The organism is Pseudomonas sp. RIT-To-2 (assembly GCF_029623465.1).
Lineage (GTDB): Bacteria > Pseudomonadota > Gammaproteobacteria > Pseudomonadales > Pseudomonadaceae > Aquipseudomonas > Aquipseudomonas silvicola.
In genome coordinates this window covers 37,591-57,513 of record NZ_JAPYKM010000007.1, presented here as the reverse complement: position 1 = coordinate 57,513, position 19,923 = coordinate 37,591, and the positions used below count along the sequence as shown (strand labels likewise).

Sequence of the window (19,923 nt, the reverse complement as noted above, 5' to 3'; positions counted from 1 at the left end):
CCGCTAAGCTGGCGCGGCGGTGTTGAACAGCGGTTTGAAGTGCTGCTCGGCCTGGGCCCTGCCGAGGGCCCCGCGGTGGATCAGTGCTTCATTGCCCTGGGCGGCCTGCCATTGCTTGCCCAGGCTGCGTTGGCGCGCCAACTTGATATGCGCCACGGTGAAGCCGTCAAAGCCCGTGGCCCCCCGGGGGTAATGGAAATGGGCGTACCACAGCGCCCTGGGCGGCTGCTGGCCAAGGTCGCGGATTTCGTATTCGACAACGAAGTCTTCGGCATCGACCCCGCCCGGCAAGCGGCCCTTGTCGACGATGGCCACTCGGCCTTGGGCTAGCAGGAAATCCAGGTCGCCGGCCTGCGGGGTGGCCCAGGCCAGGGTGGTCTGCAGGCGCCGCCTGAGCCCTGCGGCGTCGAGGTCCGAGGCCTTGGTGGTCAGCGACTCGATCAGCGAGTCTTCGGGGGCCAACTCCCGCACCCGCGTGGCCTGGTCGCGAAGCCGTTGGGCCAGGGCCTGGTAGGTATGTTCCAGGTTGCGCGGGCTGTAGTTGATGTAGCCTTCTGCCGTTTGAATCTGCCGGTCTATGTCCTTCAGCAGCGCCTGCCCCTGTTCCAGCTCACGCTGGCGGTCACGGACCTGGGCGGCCCGCTGGGGCGCGGGGTTCAGATGGCGGCCGCGGCCGTCGGTGCCGATGGCCCAGTGCTCCTTGGCGTTGTTGGCGCCGTCCAGGGTATAGAGGCGCTCGTTGGGCTGCAGGGTATAGCGGGCCAGCGTGGCACTGTCGTCCACCTCTTCAGCCACATAGTGCAGGTGGTCCGGCGTTTCGAAGGCACGTCGGGCCCCGCTGCGCGATGATGGCCGTTGTGGTTTGGTCGGGCTTGGCCGCGCCGGCTGGGCAGTACCGGTTGGCTGGTCCAGGTGCGCCAGTTGCGTGCGGTAGCTGTCGATAATGGTGTCCAGTGCCTGCATGGCCCGGGGGTAGAGCGTCAGGTCATAGAATTCGGGGTACAGCACACTGGTGGACGCGATGAAGTCCTGATAGTCGACCACGTGGTTCAGGCAGGTGGTGAAAATCTGCCGCTGCTGGCGTGGCGAGAGCAGGTCCTGCAGGTCATCGTGGTTGCGCACCGCACGGGTGAAACGCTCGCGCAGCCGCGTCAGTTGCACCAGGTGCTCCCAACCCGCCGGGGTGTTGTCGACCAGCACATGGGTGAGATCGAGCACGGTGTCGATGCGCCGGTAACGGTAAAAGCGGTCGTTCAGCATGTCCAGGGTATGCTGATGTTCGCCCACTGAACGCGGCCGCGGTGTCTGCTCGCGTCTGGCCCAGTCGGCCAGCTCGGCCATGTGCACGCTGATGCTGTCCTGCAACGGCAGCATGCGCTGCTGGGTGTCGCGGATGCGTGCCACCAGGTCGAGGCGGTCTGGGGTCTGGTTGAGGGCCATGGCGGCGATGCGAACTTCCCCCATCAAGCGGTCCAGGCGTCCTTTCTCCAGGTGCAGCAGGTTCTGCAGCCAATTGCTGACCGAGGTATTGGCGTCGCGCTGCAGTTCCAGGAGCATGCTGCGCCGGTTGCGGTCGCGGGACAGCTCCTTGATCTGGCGCAGCAGGTCTTCCAGGCCGCGATGGCCATCGATCAGGTCAGTGTGGATGCGCCGCGCGGCCTCGTAGAGTGCCTCGGTGGTCACGTGCCTGCCCAGGTCATTGCTGTCGAAGGAGGGCAACGCGTTGATCGTGTCCACCAGGTCACCATGGCGGCGTTCCAGGTCTTTCAGGCGGCGGGCATCGTCGCGGGGAGAGCCGCCGGCCAGGCCGCCATCCAGCAACTTGCCCGTGACGGCACCGTGGGTATCCCACTCGCCGTCGGCATCGAGCGTGATGGGCTGGCGGTAGGTGCGGGTGGCTGTGCCTGACAGCCGCCAGGTCTGTGCGGCGTCGTCCCAGCGCACTTGGCAGGCCTGGCCGTCCCTGACGATAAAGTCGCCCGCAGCCAGCCGGTACACCTGGCGATAGCGGCCATGGGTACCGGGCGAGGCGCCGGCGAAGTCGAGCACGCCGGGGTGCTCGTACCCGGCGAAGGGGCGCGCGGCCGCAGGCCCGATACCGTTTGGCCGGTGGGGCGGGGCATGGCGCAGCCGCCGGGCCTGGGCCCGCCACTGTCCGGGGTTGCGCCTGGGCAAACGGCCATGGGCGCCGGGCGCCAGGGTCATCAGCGCATCCGCCAGTGATTCGAGCACCGTGTGCACATGCTGGCGGCCCTCTCGGTCGTTGCCCTGGTGAAAGGCCAGCAAGGCATCGCGTACCGCCTGCAGGCTGTCATAGGCCTGGATGAGCGTGCCCACCAGCGGCATCATACCCAGGGCCATGCGTGTGTACAGCAAGGCGTTGTGGACATTGAACAGGAACGCCTCCACATCGATCTGGTGGTTGCTGCGAGAGGTCTGGCTGTTGGCGTGCAGCCAGCGCGCCAGTTGCTGCGACACCAGGTAGTCGGTCAGGGAGCGGTTGGTAGTGGGCTTGAACAGCATGAACACCTGGTCATCGCGGTCCTGATAGGCGCGGAACAGGCGGGCGGTATGGTTGGCCTTGTCGCCCACCATCACCCGGTCGGCCAGGTAATCGATGAAGTGCGGGTCGAGCAGGTCGTCAAACAGTGCCTGGCGCGCGGCCGCCAGGCTGGCGAAGGCGCGCACGGTCTTGCGCGGGTTGAAATCCGCCAGGTACAGCAGGGTCTGGCCGGTGGCGGGGTCGACGATGAACACCACCCCCGACACGGTGCCCTTGCGCTGCTGGGTATCGGCGTGCGGGGCCAGGTACAGGCTGACCAATTGCACCGGTGCCGTGCCGGGGGCGTCGATGGCACGTTCCAGCAGTGCCTGGCCAATGGCGTCCAGTCGGCCGGTGCGCAGGGCGGTCAGGCTGTGCAGCTGCAGCATCAGGCGTACCGGTTCGCTCAGGCATTCGTGGCGGTACTGGCGCTGGAAGGCCGACTCTTCCCGCGTGCCCCAGTAGGCGTTCCGGACGCAATCGGCGTAGGCGCTGGCCATGTTCAATTCACGCACCAGGGTGATGAGGTAGGCCTTGGTGAGGCCCGCCTTGACCGTGGCGCGTTCGGCCTCGTTGCCGCCGGCCACGGTAACCACCTGGTAATCGAGCTGCTCGGCCACCCGGGTATCGATGTTCAGCAGGCTCAAGGCTTCCAGGCTCAAGGTCATGCGGGCCTGGCTGGGGGTGCGTACTTCCTCGTAGCGCGGCACATTGTTGAGGGTCGGCACCGGGCGCCGTGAATGGATGACCTCCACGGGCAGGTTCAAGCTGACGTCGAGGGCGCCACTGACAGTGAAGTCCTGGCGCAGGCGAGCCTGTAGCGCGGCGCGCGCAAACCGCTCACGCTCGGGAACCTCGCGCTCGTGGAGGGCCTGGGCGCGGTCGCTGGCCCGCAGGAAGCGTTCGAGCAGGTCGCGCCAACGCTTGCGCTCGGCCATCGGCAGGGTGTCCAGCCAGCCCGGCAGTTTACCGCGAAGGGCCTCGCTGCGCTGGTGCTTGAGCAGTTGGGCGCTGGCGCTGTCGCGGGCATCGTGGTGGGACACCTGCAACCGGTAGTGGCTGGCTTCGCACAGTTGGCCCAGGGCTTGACCCTGGGCGTCGTCGGGCTGCGGGTGAGCCAGCAGCAGCGCCTGGGCGCTGGAGGCAATCTGCAGCCGCTGGGCGTCGAGGCTTTGGGCGGCCGGCTCACCGGTAAACGTGGTGGCCCGCAGGGTGGTGCCCGGGGCCTCGCCGTGCGCTAACGCTTGCTCCAGCACGGCCCGTGACGCGAAGCGTTGCAGGCCGCCTGCCATGCCGGGCCAATAGAGCAACACGCTATCGGCCGACGGCGGGTTGGCCAGGGCTGCGATGGGGCCCACCAGCACCACGCCCGTCAGGGGCTGTTCGCTGCCGTCGGGCAGTTTCAAGGCCAGGGTGGCGGCGCCGTTGCCGGCCGAGGTATCGCTCAGGTACTGGTGCTCCTGCGCAGTGATCTGGCTGAGGGCCAGTTGGATATCGGCTTCCGCTTTCAGCGCATCGCGCCGGGCCTGCAGCAGCGAGGGGTAATGCGGGTGCTGGTCCAGTTGCGTCAGCGCTTGGGGTGTGTCGACGTCCAGCAGCACGCCGATGGCGGTATCGGCCCGGGTCTGCGCTTCAAGACGGCGGGCCAGCAGGGCCTGGAGGTTGCGCATTGCCGGTACGTTGTGATCGCCGATGAAGTGATCGCCCAACAGGGTCTCGTAGGCGTCCAGGTGTAGCTGGATCATGGCCTCGCGCTGGGCGGTGGGCAGGTGGGCGGGCAGGTGCCCGAAGCCAGGCGCCCACACTGAGTGATCGGGGTCAGGTGTGGCCGGTGTGCTCGGCGGCAAAAGGGGGAACAGGGTGCTGAAGGCCGGCGCCGTGGCACGACGGCGCAGCGTGTCGAGCCAGGTTGTGAAGCCCTCCTGCGCCCCACCCGGCTGGGGTGCCCAGACTACAAGGCTGGCCTGGGGCACGTCTGGCCACAGGCCAGCGGCGTGTTGGGCCAGCCAGGTGTCGAGTGCTGGCCTGTCAGCGAACGGGACGAGCGCCGGTTGGGCGGCGGGGTTGAACAGCAACGGCCCGGCAGCGCCGGCGTCCTGGCTGAACACCAGGGCACCGTGCAAAGGGTGGTGCAGGCCCTGCGCGTCCACGGTGCTCACGCGGTTGACAGTGATGCCGGTTACCGGGCCGTCCAGGCATTGGCGGGCGAGGGAGAGGGCCGCGGACGGCACGCGTGCCTGGGCCCATTCCCAGTCCACATGGGCCTCCAGCAGGCGCAGGTACTGGTGGGTGGCAGCCTGGCGGCGGGACAACGGGGTGCCGGGGGCGCGGGCGTTCCAATAGCGATCAACGGCGATGGTTTCGCCGAGGGGCGCGCCGTCGAGCAAGGCGAGCAAGGCCTGGCGGGCATCGGCGGCGTGCTCGATTGCGTGTTCGAGCAGCGCAGGGTCAACGATGTCCAATGGGCGAGCGGGTAGGGTCATGATGATGGCCTCCATGGCCGGGAAGCAGCGCCAGCCGCTGCTTTATCCAGGCCATTGGAAGGCATGCCCCGTGGGACGGGGTGGCATATATGTGGGGGCCTTGCCGGGGCCTGTCAGCGCGGCGTCGCTCGCCCTGGACGCCTTATCGGCCGGCTGGCCCATCACCCTGCAAAATACTGGCCGCCTGGCCTGCGGTCAGCGGGTAGTCGAAGAAGCGCTGGTAGAACGCTTGAGTCAAAGGCCCCATCTGCACGTTCTGAAACAGCGCGGGGTGCAGTTGCTGCGCCGCCCAGGGCAGCTGCAAGGCGATCTCGGTGCCGTACCGGTCCCAGGGGAACACCCCCGCCGGGTTGCGCAACAGGTGGCCACTGGTCACGGCGTGCAGTTGCTTGAGCAACGGCACCTGGTCCAGCGAGCCGGCGTCGGCGGCCAGGATGACCACGTCGGGTTGCCAGGCCAGCACCTGCTCGGCGTTGACCACCTGCAGGTTGCCAGTCAGGCCGGTGGCCGCGTTGCGGCCGCCCGCCAGGCCTATCCAGTCGTCGATCAGGGTGCCTGCGCCGTCGACCTTCAAGGGCTTGAGCGAGGCGATGTGCAACACCCGTGGCCGCTGCTCTGCAGGCAGGCCCTGAAGGCGCTGGCGAATGGTTTCGACCTGTTGGTCCAGATAGGCGTCATAGGCCTGGGCCCGGGCCAGCGCCTCGGGGCTGCCCAGGGCCTGGGCGCTGGTCAGCAGCGAGTGCTTGAGCCCCGGCAGGTCGTTGAAACCCATGTACACCACGGCAATACCGGCCTGCTCATAGGCCAGGGCATGGCGGTCGCCGGTGCTGGCGAACACCAGGTCGACCTTGGCCGCCAGCAGGCTCTCGACGTTGAACGCCGTGCCATCCACGGTCAGCGCCTGGTTCAGCGACGGTTGCACGGTGAACATCCACGGCTGGCGCTGGGCATGGTTGACGGTGGCGACGATGCGGTCGCCGGCGCCCAGGGTCATCAGCAGCGCATGGTGGGCGAACCAGGCATCGGCTATATGCCGGGGCTGGTCGGGCACGGTGACCGTGCGGCCCTTGTCGTCCACCACCTGGCCGGCCAGCGCCATGGTGCTGACCAGCCCCAGGGCCAGCCCCAGCCCGCGCCACCTCACAGGTCCACCTGGATCGAGGCCTGCAGCATGCGCGGCGCACCCAGCTGGGCGCTGGCGTTGCCCGCCGCACTGTAGCCGTTCAGGCCACCGGGCACGATGTTGGTCCAGTAGCGTTCGTTGGTCAGGTTGGTGACCTCCAGGCGGTACACGGTGTTGCGCTGCATCAGGCGAGTGGTGAAGCTGGCGCCCAGGTCGAAGGTTTCGTAGCTGGACACCCAGTGGCTGTCGGTGTTGTCAGTGGGGCGCGGGCCCACGTATCGGGCGTTGACGTTGACCGCCAGGCCGGGCACCTGGGGTACCTGGTATTCGGTGAGCAGGCTGGCGGTGTAGCGCGACAGGCCCACGATGCGCGTGTCGCTGGTGGCATCGCTGCCAGTGTCGAGCACTTTGGGGTCCAGCCAAGTGATGCCGCCGAACAGGCGGACGTTGCTGCCGACCTTGCCGTCGGCCATGAATTCCAGGCCACGGTTGCGCTGCTCGCCAGCCACGGCGTAGTCCAGGTTGGTCTGGGTAAACGCGTAGGGCCGCTTGATCTGGAAGGCGGCCAGGGACAGGTTGACGCCATCCAGGGCCAGCTTGCCGCCGATTTCCCACTGGCGGCTGCGGTACGGGGCCAGGATGGTGTTGGCATTGGTGGTGCCGGTGGGGGCGGTGTCACCCTGCTGCAGGCTGTCGGCATAGGTGACGTACAGGGTCAGGTTGTCGACCGGCTTGTACATCAGGCTGCCGGCGCCACTCAGGCCGTGGTCGTCGGAGCCACTGGTGGTGGCGCCGGTCTTGCCATAATTGCGCACCGACATCAGGCTTTGGCTGCCCGTGACCATCAGGCTCCACTGCGGGGTGAAGGTCAGGGTATCGCCGACGATGAACGAGCGCTGGGTGGCGGTGGCCGAGTGGTAGCGGTCGGTGAAGTCGGGGTAGTCCGGTTCGTTGAAATTGACCGGGTCGTTGAGGCTGGCGGTGCCCAGGGTCTGGGTGGCGCCATTGACGGGGTTGAAGTTCTTCCAGTCAAACCCGCTGAAGCCGAAGGTCAGGTCATGGCGCACCGAACCGGTCCACTCGGTACCGTTGAGGTTGGCCAGGTAGCTGTTGAGGGTGAAACGGCTGGCGGTGGCGGTGGCCACGGTGCTGGTATAGGTGTTGCCGGTGGCGGCCAGGGTGTTGGTGACGGCGGTGGATTCGCGGTCGGCGATCTGGCGCAGCAGGCCCACGTCCAGTTTCCAGTTGCCGTTGAAGTCATGCTTGATGTGCAGGCTGGCGGTGTCGGTGGTGTCGTCGTCGCCGGCGTAGTTCTGCCCCAGGTTGTGCCGGGTAGGGTCCAGGGCGCCGGGGAAACTGGCATTGGTGGCCAAGGCGAACTTGCCCGGCAGGCCCTTGGCCAGGTAGTTGTAGTGGCTGAAATTGGTCTGCACCACCGTGTCGTCGCTGACCTGGAAGTCCAGCGCCAGGCTCACCAGCTGGCGGCGCAGGGTACTGCCGGGGCTGTAGCTGTGGCCTTGCTCGTCGAGCAAGTTGAGGCGGTACTTGATCTTGCCTTCGGGGTCGAAGGGGCCGCTGAGGTCGGCGGCTTTCAACCAGCTCAGGCCTGTGCCCACGCCCACGGTCACGCGGTTCAGGCGCTCGTCGGTGGGGCGCTTGGAAATGAAGTTGAAGGTACCCGCCGGGTTCGCCGGGCCGTACAGCGAGCCCGCCAGGCCGTTGAGTACCTGCACGTCGTCGAACTGCTCGGCGGGGTAGTCGGTGGTCGACACCACGTTGAGGCCGTCCAGGCGGCTGTTCTGCACCACGCTGCCCTGCAGGCCGCGGCTCTGGGGGCGGGCGCCGTCGCCCTGCACCGAAGGCAGGTAACGCAGGATGTCCTTGACGCTTTTGAGCTGCTGGTTCTGGATCAGGTCGTGGGGCACCACGTTGATCGAGTAAGGGGTGTCCAGCAGGCGTCGTTCACCCAGTGGGCCAAGGTTGGCGCTTTTCTCGCGGGCCGCGCGGGCATCCTCTTCAGCCTGGGTATCCTGGGTGCCGGTGACGGTGACCGCGCCCAGTTGAATCGGGGTGCTGTCGGCGGCGTGGGCCAGGTTGACGGCGGCCGCCAGCAGCAGCGGGGCATAGGGGAGATGCTTCATGCAGTCACTCTCACAGGGGAACGAAAAATCGGTGGTGGGCGCTGTCGATCTGGCGCACGGGTACGCCGTACAGGCGCTGCATCAGCGCCGCGTCGATGACCTGGTGCGGCGGGCCGTCGGCAATCAGTTGTCGCTCATGCAGCACCCAGGCGCGGTTGGCGCCGGCCAGCGCCTGTTCAGGGTGGTGGCTGGTGGTGAGGATGGCCAGGCCGTCGGCGGCCAGCTGTCGCAGGCGCTCCAGCAGGCGCAACTGGTGGCCGAAGTCCAGGCCGGCCACGGGTTCGTCCAACAGGATCAACCGGGCTTCCTGCACCAGTGCCCGGGCGATCAGCACCCGCTGCCGTTCACCACCCGACAGTTCGGTGTAGGTGCGCTCGGCCAGAGGCTCGATGCCCATGGCCAGCAGGGCCCGGCTCACGGCGTCGAGATCGGCGGCAGCGGGTGCGCGGCCCAGGCCGGTGATGGGCAGGCGGCCCTGGGTGACGACCTGGCGCACGGTGTAGGGAAAGCTGGGCACGTGGCTCTGGGGGACATAGGCCAGTTGCCGGGCGATGTCGCGGCGGTCAAGGCGCTGCAGGGCCTGGCCGTTGAGCTGTACCTGGCCGCTACTGGGCTTGAGCAGCCCCAGTAGCACTTTCATCAGCGTGCTTTTACCGGCGCCGTTGGCGCCCAGCAGCGCGATGCAGTCACCAGGGGCGATGCTCAGGCTGACGTTCTCGAACACGGTGCGTGCGCCCAGGCGGTACCCCAGGCCTTCGGCCTGCAACAGCGGTGGGTTCATAGCCAGCCCCTGCGCACACGGTGCAGCACCAGCACGAAGGCCAGCGCACCGAGCAGTTCGGTGACCACTCCCAGAGGGACCTCGCCCGCGCCCAGGCTGCGCGCCAGGGCGTCGGCGGCCAGCAGGAAGCAGGCACCCAGGCCGGCGCTCACCGGTAACAGGCGCGTGTTGGCCGGGCCCACCAGCAAGCGAGCCAGGTGCGGCACCAGCAGGCCCACCCAGCCGACCATGCCAGCCAGGCTGACGGTCAGCGCGCTGATCAGCGTGGCCAGCACGATTACCCCATAACGGATGCGGCGCACCGGCACGCCCAGGCTCAAGGCTTCATCGTCACTCAGTGACAAGGCATCGATGGCCCTGCCCAGCAGGCACAGCACGCCGATGGCCAGCAGCAGCACCGGCGCGGTGAACGCCAGCGCGTGCTGGTCCACGGCGCTGAGACTGCCCAACAGCCAATAGACGATAGTGGGCAGTTGGCTCTGCGGGTCGGCCACGTACTGGGTGATGGACAGCAACGAGGTAAACAGGGCGTTGGCTACGATGCCGCCCAGCACCAGCATCAGGATCGAGGTCATGCCGAACAGGTTGCCGATGGTCACGCCCACCGCCACGGCCACCAGCCCCGTGGCGCAGGCCAGCAGGGGAATCCACAGGCCGTGCAGGTCGGCGACGATGCCCACGGCGGCGCCGAACGCGCAGCCGCTGAGCACCCCCAGCAAACCCGGCGACACCAGCGGGTTGCGAAACACCGCCTGGTACGCCGCCCCCGACACCGACAGCCCGGCCCCGACCAAGGCCCCGGCGATGACGCGGGGCAGGCGGCTGTCGAAGACCACGCTGTGCAGCAGGGTGTACTGGTCATCGGGCAAAGACGAAAGCCCGGCCCAGGCGCCAAGGAAGGACATCAGTTGCGAAAGGGGAACGGGGTAACGGCCGATGGTCAACGCCACCAGGCTGGCGACAATCACGGCAAGCAGGCTGAAAGCCGCAGGGTAGAGCGGGGTAGCTCGGGGCATCGGGAAGGGTCGGGTGGTGGCGGTGTAACAAAAAGTATATAGCGGTCAGGGGGAATGGACTAGGTCGTACATTGCAATCTTCATGGAAGGCCGCCCGCGTCAGGCAAAAAAAAGGGCCATGTCCACCCGGGGGGAGCAGGTGACATGGCCCAATGCGGGGCGTCGAGCAGTTGGTAACCTCGACGGCCGGCAATGTATCAGCGGCCTAGTTTGTTAGCCAGCTAACAAAACGCAAAGATATATTCCGTTGGAAGCAACAATGCGGCTCCCGCATACGTGCGTTATCCGTTCAACAACTCCCGCGCCCGGGCAAAGCACTTCTCGGCCACCGCCGACCGCGGTTCCGTGCGGCGCATGATCAGCCCCAGCGGCGCCAGTACCTCGGCATCCGGCAGGGCCAGCACGCCCATGTGCTCGTTCAAGCCTTCAAAACCACCTTCCAGCGGCATCACCGCGCAACAGAACCCTGCCTGCACGGCCTGAATCAACTGAAAGGTGGAATCGCTTTCCAGCACCGGCCGCGGGTTCAGCCCGCGACTGCGGAAGCTCAGGTCCACCGATTTGCGAAAGTGCATGCCGTTGAGGATCATCCCCAGCGGCAGCTCGGCGGCGGCCTCCCAACTGATCTGCGGGCTGTCGAAGGTGAAGAAGCGCGTGTCATAGAGCACGCCGATGCGCGTGGACGACAGCTCGAAGAATTCGAAATGGCTGGCGTTGACCTGGTCCAGGTAACAGATGCCCAGGTCCACCTGATTATTGGCCAGGGCGGCGACGATATCGTCGCTGGTCATGGTCGAGACACTGAACCCCAGTTCCGGAAAGTCCCTGGCCAGGGCCTGGATGAACTGGGTGGTGTTGAAACTGCTCAGGGGCACCATGCCCAGGCGCAGGTCGCCGATCAGTTGCCCACGGCACGCGGCCGCTTCGGCATACAGGCCATCGTGGGCAGCGATCAGCGTACGCGCCCAGGCCAGCACCCGCTCGCCCGCCGGGGTGAAGCCCTCGAAGCGCTGGCCGCGGTTGACCAGCACGATATTGAGTTCGTCTTCCAGGTTGCGCAAGCGCATGGACAAGGTCGGTTGGGTGATGTTGCAGCGCGCCGCCGCCTGGCCGAAGTGGCGAGTCTGGTCGAGGGCGATGAGGAATTTGAGTTGTTTGATATCCAAGGGCATTACCGGGTGGTCAGTCGGGCGGGTGGGCGGCTAAGGCCTAGGCGCTGTTATCCCTGTGGGACCGGGCGAAGCTCGGGAAACAGGCGCTGCGGTAGGGCAGCCAGTGCGCGGTGGGTCGTTCCCGAGCTTCGCCCGGTCCCACAGCATCTTGGTCCTGACCGTCCAGGGGCGACCGGGTCAGCCGCCGGTCATGTTCATGAAGCGTACCACCTGTACGTCATCATTGAGCTGAAAGTCGTGCCGGTAGGGCTTGATCTTCATGGCGTCGACAATGGCCTGCTCGACTTTCTGCGGCTGCCCCGGGTGGGCACGCAGCACGGCCTTGAGGTCCACGGCGTGCTCATTGCCCAGGCACAGCAGCAACCGGCCCTCGACAGTGACGCGCACGCGGTTGCAGGTGGCGCAGAAGTTGTGGCTGTGGGGCGAGATGAAGCCGATGCGAATGGCGGGGGCTTCAGCCAGGCGCCAGTAGCGCGACGGGCCTTGGGTGGATTCGGCGGAGTCGAGCAGGGTGTAGCGCTGGCTGATGACCTCACGCACCTGGGCGCTGGAGAAAAACGCACCGGCACGGCTGTGCTCGCTGATCACCCCCAGCGGCATCTCTTCTATAAAGGAAATGTCCAGGCCACGGTCGATGGCGAACGCCACCAGGTCGTTGATCTCGTCGTCGTTGCGGCCCTTCATCACCACGCAATTGAGCTTGGTGTGTGTAAACCCGGCAGCGTTGGCCGCATCGATCCCCTCGATGACCTTGTGCAAGTCGCCGGTACGGGTCAGCTCGCGAAAGCGTGCCGGGTCCAGGCTGTCGAGGCTGATGTTCAGACGCTTGACCCCGGCGTCCTTGAGCGGCTGGGCCAGGCGGCCCAGTTGCGACCCGTTGGTGGTCATGCACAGTTCGCGCAGGCCGGGCAGGGCGGCGATGCGTTCGCACAGGCCGACGATGCCCTGGCGTACCAGTGGCTCGCCACCGGTGAGGCGGATCTTGCGAGTGCCCAGGGCCACGAAGTGCTGGGCCAGTTCGGCGATCTCTTCCAGGCTGAGGATGCGCTGGCGCGGCAGGAACGTCATGTCCTCGGCCATGCAGTACACGCAACGGAAATCGCAGCGGTCGGTCACCGACAGGCGCACATAGTCGACGCGTCGGGCGAAGCCGTCGATCAGCATCCGGTCAGCCATGTACACCTCTTGGGGCAGATTATGTATCCAGAATAAAACGCCACGGGCGCCAGGTCTAATTACTTCGAGCGAATAAACGATCGATGGGGTCTATCGTCAGGTGATAGAGCCCGTCGATCGTGCAGTCACTAATAGCGATTGGACACCTTTGCGACCGGGGCATAGCCTGACATTCTGAATTCATTGCCTCACGGAGTGCCCCAATGTCCCAGGTCGAACGCTATAAACCCTATAAAGGTGCCGCCGCCGGCTGGGGCGCCCTGGTGGCGGTGACGCGCAGCTGGCTGGGCAGCAAGAAGGCACTCACCAACATCCGCGCCATGCTCAAGACCAACCAGAACGGCGGCTTCGACTGCCCGGGTTGCGCATGGGGCGAGTCGCCGGAAAACGGCATGGTCAAGTTCTGCGAGAACGGCGCCAAGGCGGTGAACTGGGAAGCCACTGGCCGCCTGGTGAACCCGGCGTTCTTCGCCAAGCATTCGGTGTCGGCCCTGGCCGCGCAGACCGACTACTGGCTTGAATACCAGGGCCGCTTGACCCACCCCATGCGTTACGACGCCGCCACCGACAAATACGTGGAAACCAGCTGGGAAGATGCCTACGCGCTGATCGGTCGCCACTTGAACGCCCTGGAGTCGCCGCACCAGGCCGAGTTCTACACCTCGGGCCGGGCCAGCAACGAAGCCGCGTTCCTGTACCAGCTGTTCGTGCGTGCCTTCGGTACCAACAATTTCCCCGACTGCTCCAACATGTGCCACGAAGCCAGTGGCGTGAGCATGAAAGAGACCTTGGGCGTGGGCAAGGGCACCGTGGTATTCCACGACCTGGAGCACGCCGATGCCATCTTCGTGATCGGCCAGAACCCTGGCACCAACCACCCGCGCATGCTCGAACCGCTGCGCGAAGCGGTGGAGCGTGGCGCCCAGGTGATCTGCATCAACCCGCTCAAGGAGCGTGGCCTGGAGCGTTTCCAGCACCCGCAGCACCCGCTGGAAATGCTCGGCAACGGCTCCAAGCCCACCAGTTCGGCTTACCTGCGCCCGGCCCTGGGCGGCGACATGGCGCTGTTCCGCGGCATGGCCAAGTTTCTGCTGCAATGGGAGCGCGACGCCCAGGCCAGCGGTGAGCCGGCGGTGTTCGACCACGCCTTCATTCAGGAACACACCACCGGGATGGACGCCTACCTGGCCGAAGTCGACGCCACGCCGTGGCCGCACATCATCGAACAGTCGGGCCTGAGCCTGGCCGATATCGAGATGGCCGCCGCCATGTACCGCAAGGCCGAACGGGTCATCATGTGCTGGGCAATGGGCCTGACCCAGCACAAGCACTCGGTGCCGACCATCCAGGAAGTGATCAACGTACAACTGCTGCGCGGCAACGTCGGCCGCCCGGGTGCCGGCCTGTCGCCGGTACGTGGCCACAGCAACGTGCAAGGCGACCGCACCATGGGCATCGACGAGAAACCGTCGAAAGCCCTGCTGGACGCCATCGAGCAACGCTTCAAGTTTACCGTGCCCCGTGAAGTCGGGCATAACGCGGTCCAGGCCATCGGCGCCATGGAGCGCGGCGAGGCCAAGGTGTTCATCGCCCTGGGCGGCAACTTCGCCCAGGCCACCCCGGATACCCCGCGCACCCATGAGGCGCTGCGCAAATGCGACCTGACGGTCCATATTGCCACCAAGCTCAACCGCAGCCACCTGGTCACGGGGCGTGACGCGCTGATTCTGCCGTGCCTGGGCCGTACCGAGATCGATGTGCAGGTCAATGGCCCTCAGGGCATCACCGTGGAAGACACCTTCAGCATGGTGCACATTTCCCACGGCCAACTGAAACCGCGGTCGCCGGCCCTGCGCTCGGAGCCGGCGATCATCGCCGGCATGGCCGCCGCCACCCTGGGCAACCACCCGGTGGACTGGCACTGGCTGGTGGGCGACTACAGCCGCATCCGCGACTTGATCGCCGACACCCTGCCAGGCTTCGCCAACTTCAACGAGCGCCTGCAGCACCCGGGCGGTTTCCACCTGGGCAACAGCGCCGCCCAGCGCGTATGGAAAACCGCCAGCGGCAAGGCCCAGTTCACCGCCAGCCTCCTGCCGGATGACCTGGTGAACGCCGGCGTACGCAAGATGAACGTGACGCCGGACCTGATTCTGCAGACCATGCGTTCCCACGATCAGTACAACACCACCCTGTACGGCCTGGACGACCGCTACCGCGGTGTGTACGGCATGCGAGAGGTCGTGTTCGTCAGCGAAGCCGATATCCGCAAGCTGGGCATGCAACCGGGTGACAAGGTCGACCTGGTAGCGCTGTGGGACGACAACCGCGAGCGTCGGGTCAAGGGTTTCACCTTGATTGCCTATGACATCCCCGAGGGCCAGGCTGCTGCCTACTACCCGGAAACCAACCCGTTGGTGCCGCTGGAAAGTTACGGTGACCGCACTTACACGCCGACCTCCAAGTTCATCGCCATCAAGGTGGAGAAGGCCAGCGCCAGCAACCTCATTTCTGCGGCTGTCGCCTGATTCAGCAACCGGCGCCGGCCCCGGCGCCATAATTGCCCCACCCAGGCCTGAATTTCTCCGAGGCGCTGTGTTCCAACAGCGATGCCCCGGAGAATGGACGCCATGAACCCACCTCGCCGAACCCTGCTCAAGGCCCTGCTGGGCGCCTGGACGGCCGCGCACATCCCCTTTGCCCTGGCTGAGCCGGTGGGTAGCCAGGCCCAGGGCGATTTCCTCGCCTTGTCGGCACTGATCGCTGGCCAGCAAGCCCTGGACCGCGACCTGGCCAATGCTCTGTACCTGGCCCTGACCCAGCAATATCCGGCCTTCGCGGACCAGGCCAGCCAGTTGCTCAGACTGATGGAGGCCCGCCACCTCGACCCCGCCACCCTGCAGGCCACCCTCGACACCGAGCAATCGCCCCTGGCCAAGGTGCCCAGGGTGTTGGCCCGTGCCTGGTTCATGGGCGTGGTAGGCAGCGGCACTCAGGCCCGCTGCGTGGCTTACGAACAGGCGCTGAACGCCCGCATGGTCGCCGACGTGCTGCAACCGCCCAGCTTCGCCCTGGGTGGCTATGGCGTGTGGAGCGCCAAGCCTGAGGGGAGCGCCGAGCATGGCTGAAGCCTCGAGCGCCGATGTGGTCGTGATCGGCAGTGGCATTGTCGGCGCCACGGCGGCGCGGCGCCTGGCAGAGCGGGGCGCTTCGGTGTTGATCCTGGAAGCGGGCGGCGAGATCGACCATGCCCAGGTCGTGGCGGCATTTCGCGCCTCGCCACGCAAGCACGACTGGCTGGCGCCGTACCCCTTCCATGACTGGGCACCGCACCCCCTCTACCAGCCCGAGCCCAACGACTACCTCGACCAGGCCGGGCCCTATCCCTATCAGACCCAGTACATCCGTGGCGTGGGTGGCACCAGTTGGCACTGGGCGGCGCAAGCCTGGCGCCTGCTGCCCAATGACTTTCGCCTCAAGAGCCTGTATGGCGTGGGCGTGGACTGGCCCTTGAGCTATGACGACCTGGAGCCTTTCTACCATCAGGCCGAGCTGCTGATGGGCGTCTCCGGTGCCGACAACACCGGCTCCCCGCGTCGCGACCCGCTGCCCATGGCCCCCGTGGCCGAACCCTACGCCATGGCGCGCATCCGCGAACGCCTGGCACCGGCCTACCGGGTGGTAGGCAATACTGCCGCGCGCAATAGCCAGGTCTACGACGGCCGGCCGCCGTGCTGCGCCAGCAACAGTTGCCAGCCCATCTGCCCGATCAATGCCCAGTACCACGGTGGTATCGCCATCCAGCAGGCGCTGGCCGCCGGCGTGCGGTTGCAGACCCGGGCGGTGGTGTACCGCCTGGAGCATGATGAGCAAGGCCGGATCGTCGCCGCGCACTATTACGACCCCGACAAGCAGACGCACCGGGTCACGGGCAGTACTTTCATTCTCGCCGCCAACGGCATCGAAAGCCCCAAGTTGCTGCTGATGTCGGCCAGCGACCGCTATCCCCAGGGCCTGGCCAATGGGTCCGGAAACGTGGGCCGCCACCTCATGGATCACCCCAGTACCTCCCTGAGTTTCGACGCCGATGAGGAACTGTGGCTGGGCCGGGGTCCGCAAAGCCCCAGTTCCATCAATACCCTGCGCGACGGTGGCTTTCGGCGCCATCGGGCGGCCTATCGGCTGGACTTCACCAACGTCTCCCGGGTGGATACTGCGACCGAGGCGCTACTCAAGGCCGGGGTCTACGGGCCGGCCTTCAAGACCCAACTGCGCCACCGCGCGGCGTTCGAAATGAGCGTCAAGGATGTGCTGGAGCAACTGCCGCACCCGGACAACCGCGTCACCCTCAGCGACCGTCGTGACAAACTGGGCCTGCCCACACCGCGCCTGCACTATGCTATCGACGACTACACCCGGCGCGGCGCCGAGGCCTCGCGCCAGGACTTCCTCGCCATCGCCCGCTTGATGGGGGCCAGCAACCTGCGCCATAGTGCCGACGGCGCGTTTTCCAACAACCAGCACATCACCGGTACGTTGAGCATGGGCCACGACGGGGCTCGCTCGGTATGCGATGGGTTCGGCCGCTGCCATCAGCATGACAACCTGTTTCTGTGCGGCACTGGGGTGATGCCAACCTCGGCCACCGTCAATTCCACCCTGACCGCCGTGGCCCTGGCGTTGCGCAGTGTGGGGCAGATTGATAACTGAAACTCATCAACTGCTTTGAAAAACAAAATTATCAAAACAATGCTCCGGCGGGACAATCGGTGGTGGCTTGCCAGCGAGCTTTTCCAGTTCCCAGCACCTAATAACAACGAGGTATCACCATGCAAGACGTCGTCATCGTCGCCGCCACCCGCACCGCGGTCGGCAGTTTCCAGGGCTCCCTGGCAGCCATCCCGGCCGTTGACCTGGGGGCTGCCGTAATCCGCCAGTTGCTGGCCCAGACGCGCCTGGACGGCAGCCAGGTAGACGAAGTCATTCTTGGCCAGGTGCTGACTGCCGGCGCTGGCCAGAACCCCGCGCGCCAGGCCGCGATCAAGGCCGGGCTGCCTGCGGCCGTGCCGGCCATGACCCTGAACAAGGTCTGCGGCTCGGGCCTCAAGGCGTTGCACCTGGGTGCCCAGGCGATTCGCTGTGGCGACGCCGAGGTGATCATCGCCGGTGGCCAGGAAAACATGAGCCTGGCCAACTACGTACTGCCGGGTGCCCGTACCGGCCTGCGCATGGGCCACGCGACCATGGTCGACACCCTGATCAGCGACGGCCTGTGGGACGCGTTCAACGACTACCACATGGGCATCACTGCCGAGAACCTGGTGGACAAGTACGGCATCAGCCGTGAAGCCCAGGACGCCTTCGCCGCCCAGTCCCAGGCCAAGGCGGCGGCCGCCATCGAAGCCGGGCGCTTCGTGGCCGAGATCACCCCCGTGCTCATTCCCCAGCGCAAGGGCGACCCCGTGCCCTTTGCAACGGACGAACAGCCCCGCGCCGGGACCACGGCCGATAGCCTGGCCAAGCTCAAGCCGGCGTTCAAGAAAGACGGTACCGTCACGGCGGGCAACGCGTCGTCGCTCAATGATGGCGCTGCCGCGGTCATCCTCATGAGCGCTGCCAAGGCCCGGCAACTGGGCCTGCCGGTGCTGGCGCGCATCGCCGCCTATGCCAACGCGGGCGTCGACCCGGCCATCATGGGCATCGGCCCGGTGAGCGCTACGCGCCGTTGCCTGGAAAAGGCTGGCTGGACCCTTGAGCAACTGGATTTGATCGAAGCCAACGAAGCCTTTGCCGCGCAGGCGTTGGCGGTGGGGCAGGAACTGGGATGGGACGCTGCCAAGGTCAACGTCAACGGCGGTGCCATTGCCTTGGGCCACCCCATCGGGGCATCGGGGTGCCGGGTGCTGGTGACCCTGCTGCATGAAATGATCAAGCGCGATGTCAGGAAAGGTCTGGCGACCTTGTGCATCGGCGGTGGTCAGGGCGTTGCCTTGGCGCTGGAACGCCCCTGACAGACCGGTGACGCGGCCTTGCGGCCGCGTCGGGCCCCGCGCTTAGTCGGCGCGGGTCGCATGGGCCCAGCGGTAATCCAGGCGCGGTACCCGCACCTTGATCCGGCGCTTGGCCGGGGTCAGCACCGGCTCATGCACCGGTTCCGGGTCGCGCAGGAACACGGTCATCACCGCACTCAGGGCGTACAGCCCGGAAAACGCCCACACCACACCTTCCAGGCCGAATCGCTCGCTGAAGATCGCCACCACCGCAGGGCCGACCCACGTCGAAGCACCCGCGCCCAGGCTCAGCACCGACAGCGCGGCCGCCTTGTTCTGCGGCGCCAGCGCCGGGGCCAGGGCCGACAACGGCACGAAGCAGGCCAGGGTCAGGCCATAGAACGCACCGAACACCGAGGCCAGCATGAAGTTGTGCGGAAAGGCCTGGGGCATGAAGAAGAACAGCGGCGTACTGATCGTGCTGCCCACGGCGCCCAGCCACAGGATGGTGTTGCGGTAGCCGATGCGCGTGCTGATGACGCTGGACGTCATGTTGCCGATGATGTTGAACACGAACACGATGGTCAGCAGGCGTAGCCATTGCTCCAGGGTAAAGCCCACGGTATGCATGAAAAACCCGGGCATCACCACCAGGAAACCGAACATGGACGCCGTGTTGATCACCCGCACCAGGCCGGCCAGTGAGACTTTTGGCTGGGTCCACATGATGGTGATGTTCTTGGCCATAGACACCAGCGGCTTTTCCCCCTCCGGTGCCAGGCGGCGCATGCCGTGGGCTTCACGCATGCCTACCAGGCCGATCACGCCGCCGATGACCACCAGCCCGAACGACAGCCAGAACGTTTGCAGCGCGCCGATCACCGGGATACTGATGCTGGCCACCAGTGACCCCAGGGTCGGCAGGCCTGCCGCATACGCTACCCAGAACCAGCCCACTGCCAGGCCCATTTTGCGCGATGGCGTGGCCGCGGCGATCCATACCAGGAAGCCGTAGGCAAACAGCGGGTAGCCAAAGCCGCGCAGGCCATAGGTCAGCAGGATCATCGGGTAGCTGAGCTTTTGCAGCCCGTAGACCAGGAACAGCGCTTCGAAGACGCTCCAGATCACCAGGCCGAGCATCATCACGCGCTTGGGGCCCCACAGGTTGGACAGCGCACCGGCGAGCCACGACGAAATGCCGACGGTGACGCCATACAGGGTGAAGACCATGGCGATATGGTTTTCGGCCATGCCGCGCTGGCTGAGGAAGGGTGAGAGGTAACCGAGTTCGACGCCATCGCCGATCATGAAGATCAACAGGCCGACGAAGCCCCAGAAGAGGGGGTAGGGAATGCCGATTTTATCGCACAGGCGGGCGAGGGGAGAGTGCGGAGTGGATTGATCGCTCAATGTTCCGTTTCCTTGTGTGCAGCAGGTGCTTGGGCGCACCCATGAATGGCCTCAATGAGGTTGAAGGGCAGGTTTACGCCGCAATGGCG

Annotated in this window: 12 protein-coding genes; 4 read left to right on the top strand and 8 right to left on the bottom strand. The window is 66.2% G+C overall.

The window, feature by feature from the left end; genetic code table 11:
• Positions 1–3 precede the first annotated feature (3 nt).
• From QBK88_RS08495 to moaA, 7 genes are all read right to left on the bottom strand, one after another.
• The gene (locus QBK88_RS08495; protein WP_277961710.1) at positions 4–5,025 is read right to left on the bottom strand and encodes a dermonecrotic toxin domain-containing protein; all 5,022 of its coding nucleotides are present in this window, start codon (positions 5,023–5,025) and stop codon (positions 4–6) included.
• A gap of 142 nt (positions 5,026–5,167) precedes the next feature.
• Complete coding sequence (locus tag QBK88_RS08490; protein ID WP_277961709.1) at positions 5,168–6,169, bottom strand: ABC transporter substrate-binding protein; 1,002 nt, start codon at positions 6,167–6,169, stop codon at positions 5,168–5,170.
• Positions 6,166–8,289 carry a TonB-dependent siderophore receptor gene (locus QBK88_RS08485; RefSeq protein WP_277961708.1) on the bottom strand — a complete coding sequence of 708 codons (2,124 nt, stop codon included), beginning with the start codon at positions 8,287–8,289 and terminating at the stop codon, positions 6,166–6,168. The genes QBK88_RS08490 and QBK88_RS08485 overlap by 4 nt, the downstream gene beginning before the upstream one ends.
• 10 nt (positions 8,290–8,299) lie before the next feature.
• Positions 8,300–9,070, bottom strand: coding sequence for an ABC transporter ATP-binding protein (locus QBK88_RS08480; RefSeq protein WP_277961707.1), 771 nt, complete (start codon positions 9,068–9,070; stop codon positions 8,300–8,302).
• Complete coding sequence (locus tag QBK88_RS08475; RefSeq protein ID WP_277961706.1) at positions 9,067–10,086, bottom strand: iron ABC transporter permease; 1,020 nt, start codon at positions 10,084–10,086, stop codon at positions 9,067–9,069. The genes QBK88_RS08480 and QBK88_RS08475 overlap by 4 nt, the downstream gene beginning before the upstream one ends.
• Before the next feature lie 281 nt (positions 10,087–10,367).
• The gene (locus QBK88_RS08470) at positions 10,368–11,252 is read right to left on the bottom strand and encodes a LysR family transcriptional regulator (RefSeq protein ID WP_277961705.1); all 885 of its coding nucleotides are present in this window, start codon (positions 11,250–11,252) and stop codon (positions 10,368–10,370) included.
• A gap of 183 nt (positions 11,253–11,435) precedes the next feature.
• The gene (moaA, locus tag QBK88_RS08465) at positions 11,436–12,434 is read right to left on the bottom strand and encodes a GTP 3',8-cyclase MoaA (RefSeq protein ID WP_277961704.1); all 999 of its coding nucleotides are present in this window, start codon (positions 12,432–12,434) and stop codon (positions 11,436–11,438) included.
• 203 nt (positions 12,435–12,637) lie between these two features.
• Between moaA and QBK88_RS08460 the strand changes: the two genes are divergently transcribed.
• The 4 genes from QBK88_RS08460 to QBK88_RS08445 all read left to right on the top strand — a co-directional run bounded on the left by QBK88_RS08460 (position 12,638) and on the right by QBK88_RS08445 (position 18,445).
• Entirely contained in the window at positions 12,638–14,962 is a 2,325-nt protein-coding gene (locus tag QBK88_RS08460; RefSeq protein WP_277961703.1) for an FdhF/YdeP family oxidoreductase, read from the top strand.
• A gap of 102 nt (positions 14,963–15,064) precedes the next feature.
• Positions 15,065–15,562: a sugar dehydrogenase complex small subunit gene (locus QBK88_RS08455; protein ID WP_277961702.1), complete on the top strand. Its 498-nt coding sequence runs from the start codon at positions 15,065–15,067 to the stop codon at positions 15,560–15,562.
• Positions 15,555–17,144 (top strand): GMC family oxidoreductase, encoded by a 1,590-nt coding sequence (locus QBK88_RS08450; RefSeq protein ID WP_277961701.1) that lies wholly within the window; start codon positions 15,555–15,557, stop codon positions 17,142–17,144. Before QBK88_RS08455 ends, QBK88_RS08450 begins: the two co-directional genes overlap by 8 nt.
• Before the next feature lie 119 nt (positions 17,145–17,263).
• Positions 17,264–18,445 carry an acetyl-CoA C-acetyltransferase gene (locus QBK88_RS08445; RefSeq protein ID WP_277961700.1) on the top strand — a complete coding sequence of 394 codons (1,182 nt, stop codon included), beginning with the start codon at positions 17,264–17,266 and terminating at the stop codon, positions 18,443–18,445.
• Positions 18,446–18,487: 42 nt separating this feature from the next.
• On the opposite strand, the gene QBK88_RS08440 is transcribed toward QBK88_RS08445, so the two are convergent.
• Positions 18,488–19,834 (bottom strand): MFS transporter, encoded by a 1,347-nt coding sequence (locus QBK88_RS08440; protein ID WP_277961699.1) that lies wholly within the window; start codon positions 19,832–19,834, stop codon positions 18,488–18,490.
• Positions 19,835–19,923 lie beyond the last annotated feature (89 nt).

Excerpts from the sequence above, each read along its gene's own strand:
- QBK88_RS08495 (WP_277961710.1), bottom strand. The coding sequence starts at position 5,025 with ATGACCCTACCCGCTCGCCCATTGGACATCGTTGACCCTGCGCTGCTC.
- QBK88_RS08485 (WP_277961708.1), bottom strand. The coding sequence starts at position 8,289 with ATGAAGCATCTCCCCTATGCCCCGCTGCTGCTGGCGGCCGCCGTCAAC.
- QBK88_RS08480 (WP_277961707.1), bottom strand. The coding sequence starts at position 9,070 with ATGAACCCACCGCTGTTGCAGGCCGAAGGCCTGGGGTACCGCCTGGGC.
- QBK88_RS08475 (WP_277961706.1), bottom strand. The coding sequence starts at position 10,086 with ATGCCCCGAGCTACCCCGCTCTACCCTGCGGCTTTCAGCCTGCTTGCC.
- moaA (WP_277961704.1), bottom strand. The coding sequence starts at position 12,434 with ATGGCTGACCGGATGCTGATCGACGGCTTCGCCCGACGCGTCGACTAT.
- QBK88_RS08460 (WP_277961703.1), top strand. The coding sequence starts at position 12,638 with ATGTCCCAGGTCGAACGCTATAAACCCTATAAAGGTGCCGCCGCCGGC.
- QBK88_RS08455 (WP_277961702.1), top strand. The coding sequence starts at position 15,065 with ATGAACCCACCTCGCCGAACCCTGCTCAAGGCCCTGCTGGGCGCCTGG.
- QBK88_RS08450 (WP_277961701.1), top strand. The coding sequence starts at position 15,555 with ATGGCTGAAGCCTCGAGCGCCGATGTGGTCGTGATCGGCAGTGGCATT.
- QBK88_RS08445 (WP_277961700.1), top strand. The coding sequence starts at position 17,264 with ATGCAAGACGTCGTCATCGTCGCCGCCACCCGCACCGCGGTCGGCAGT.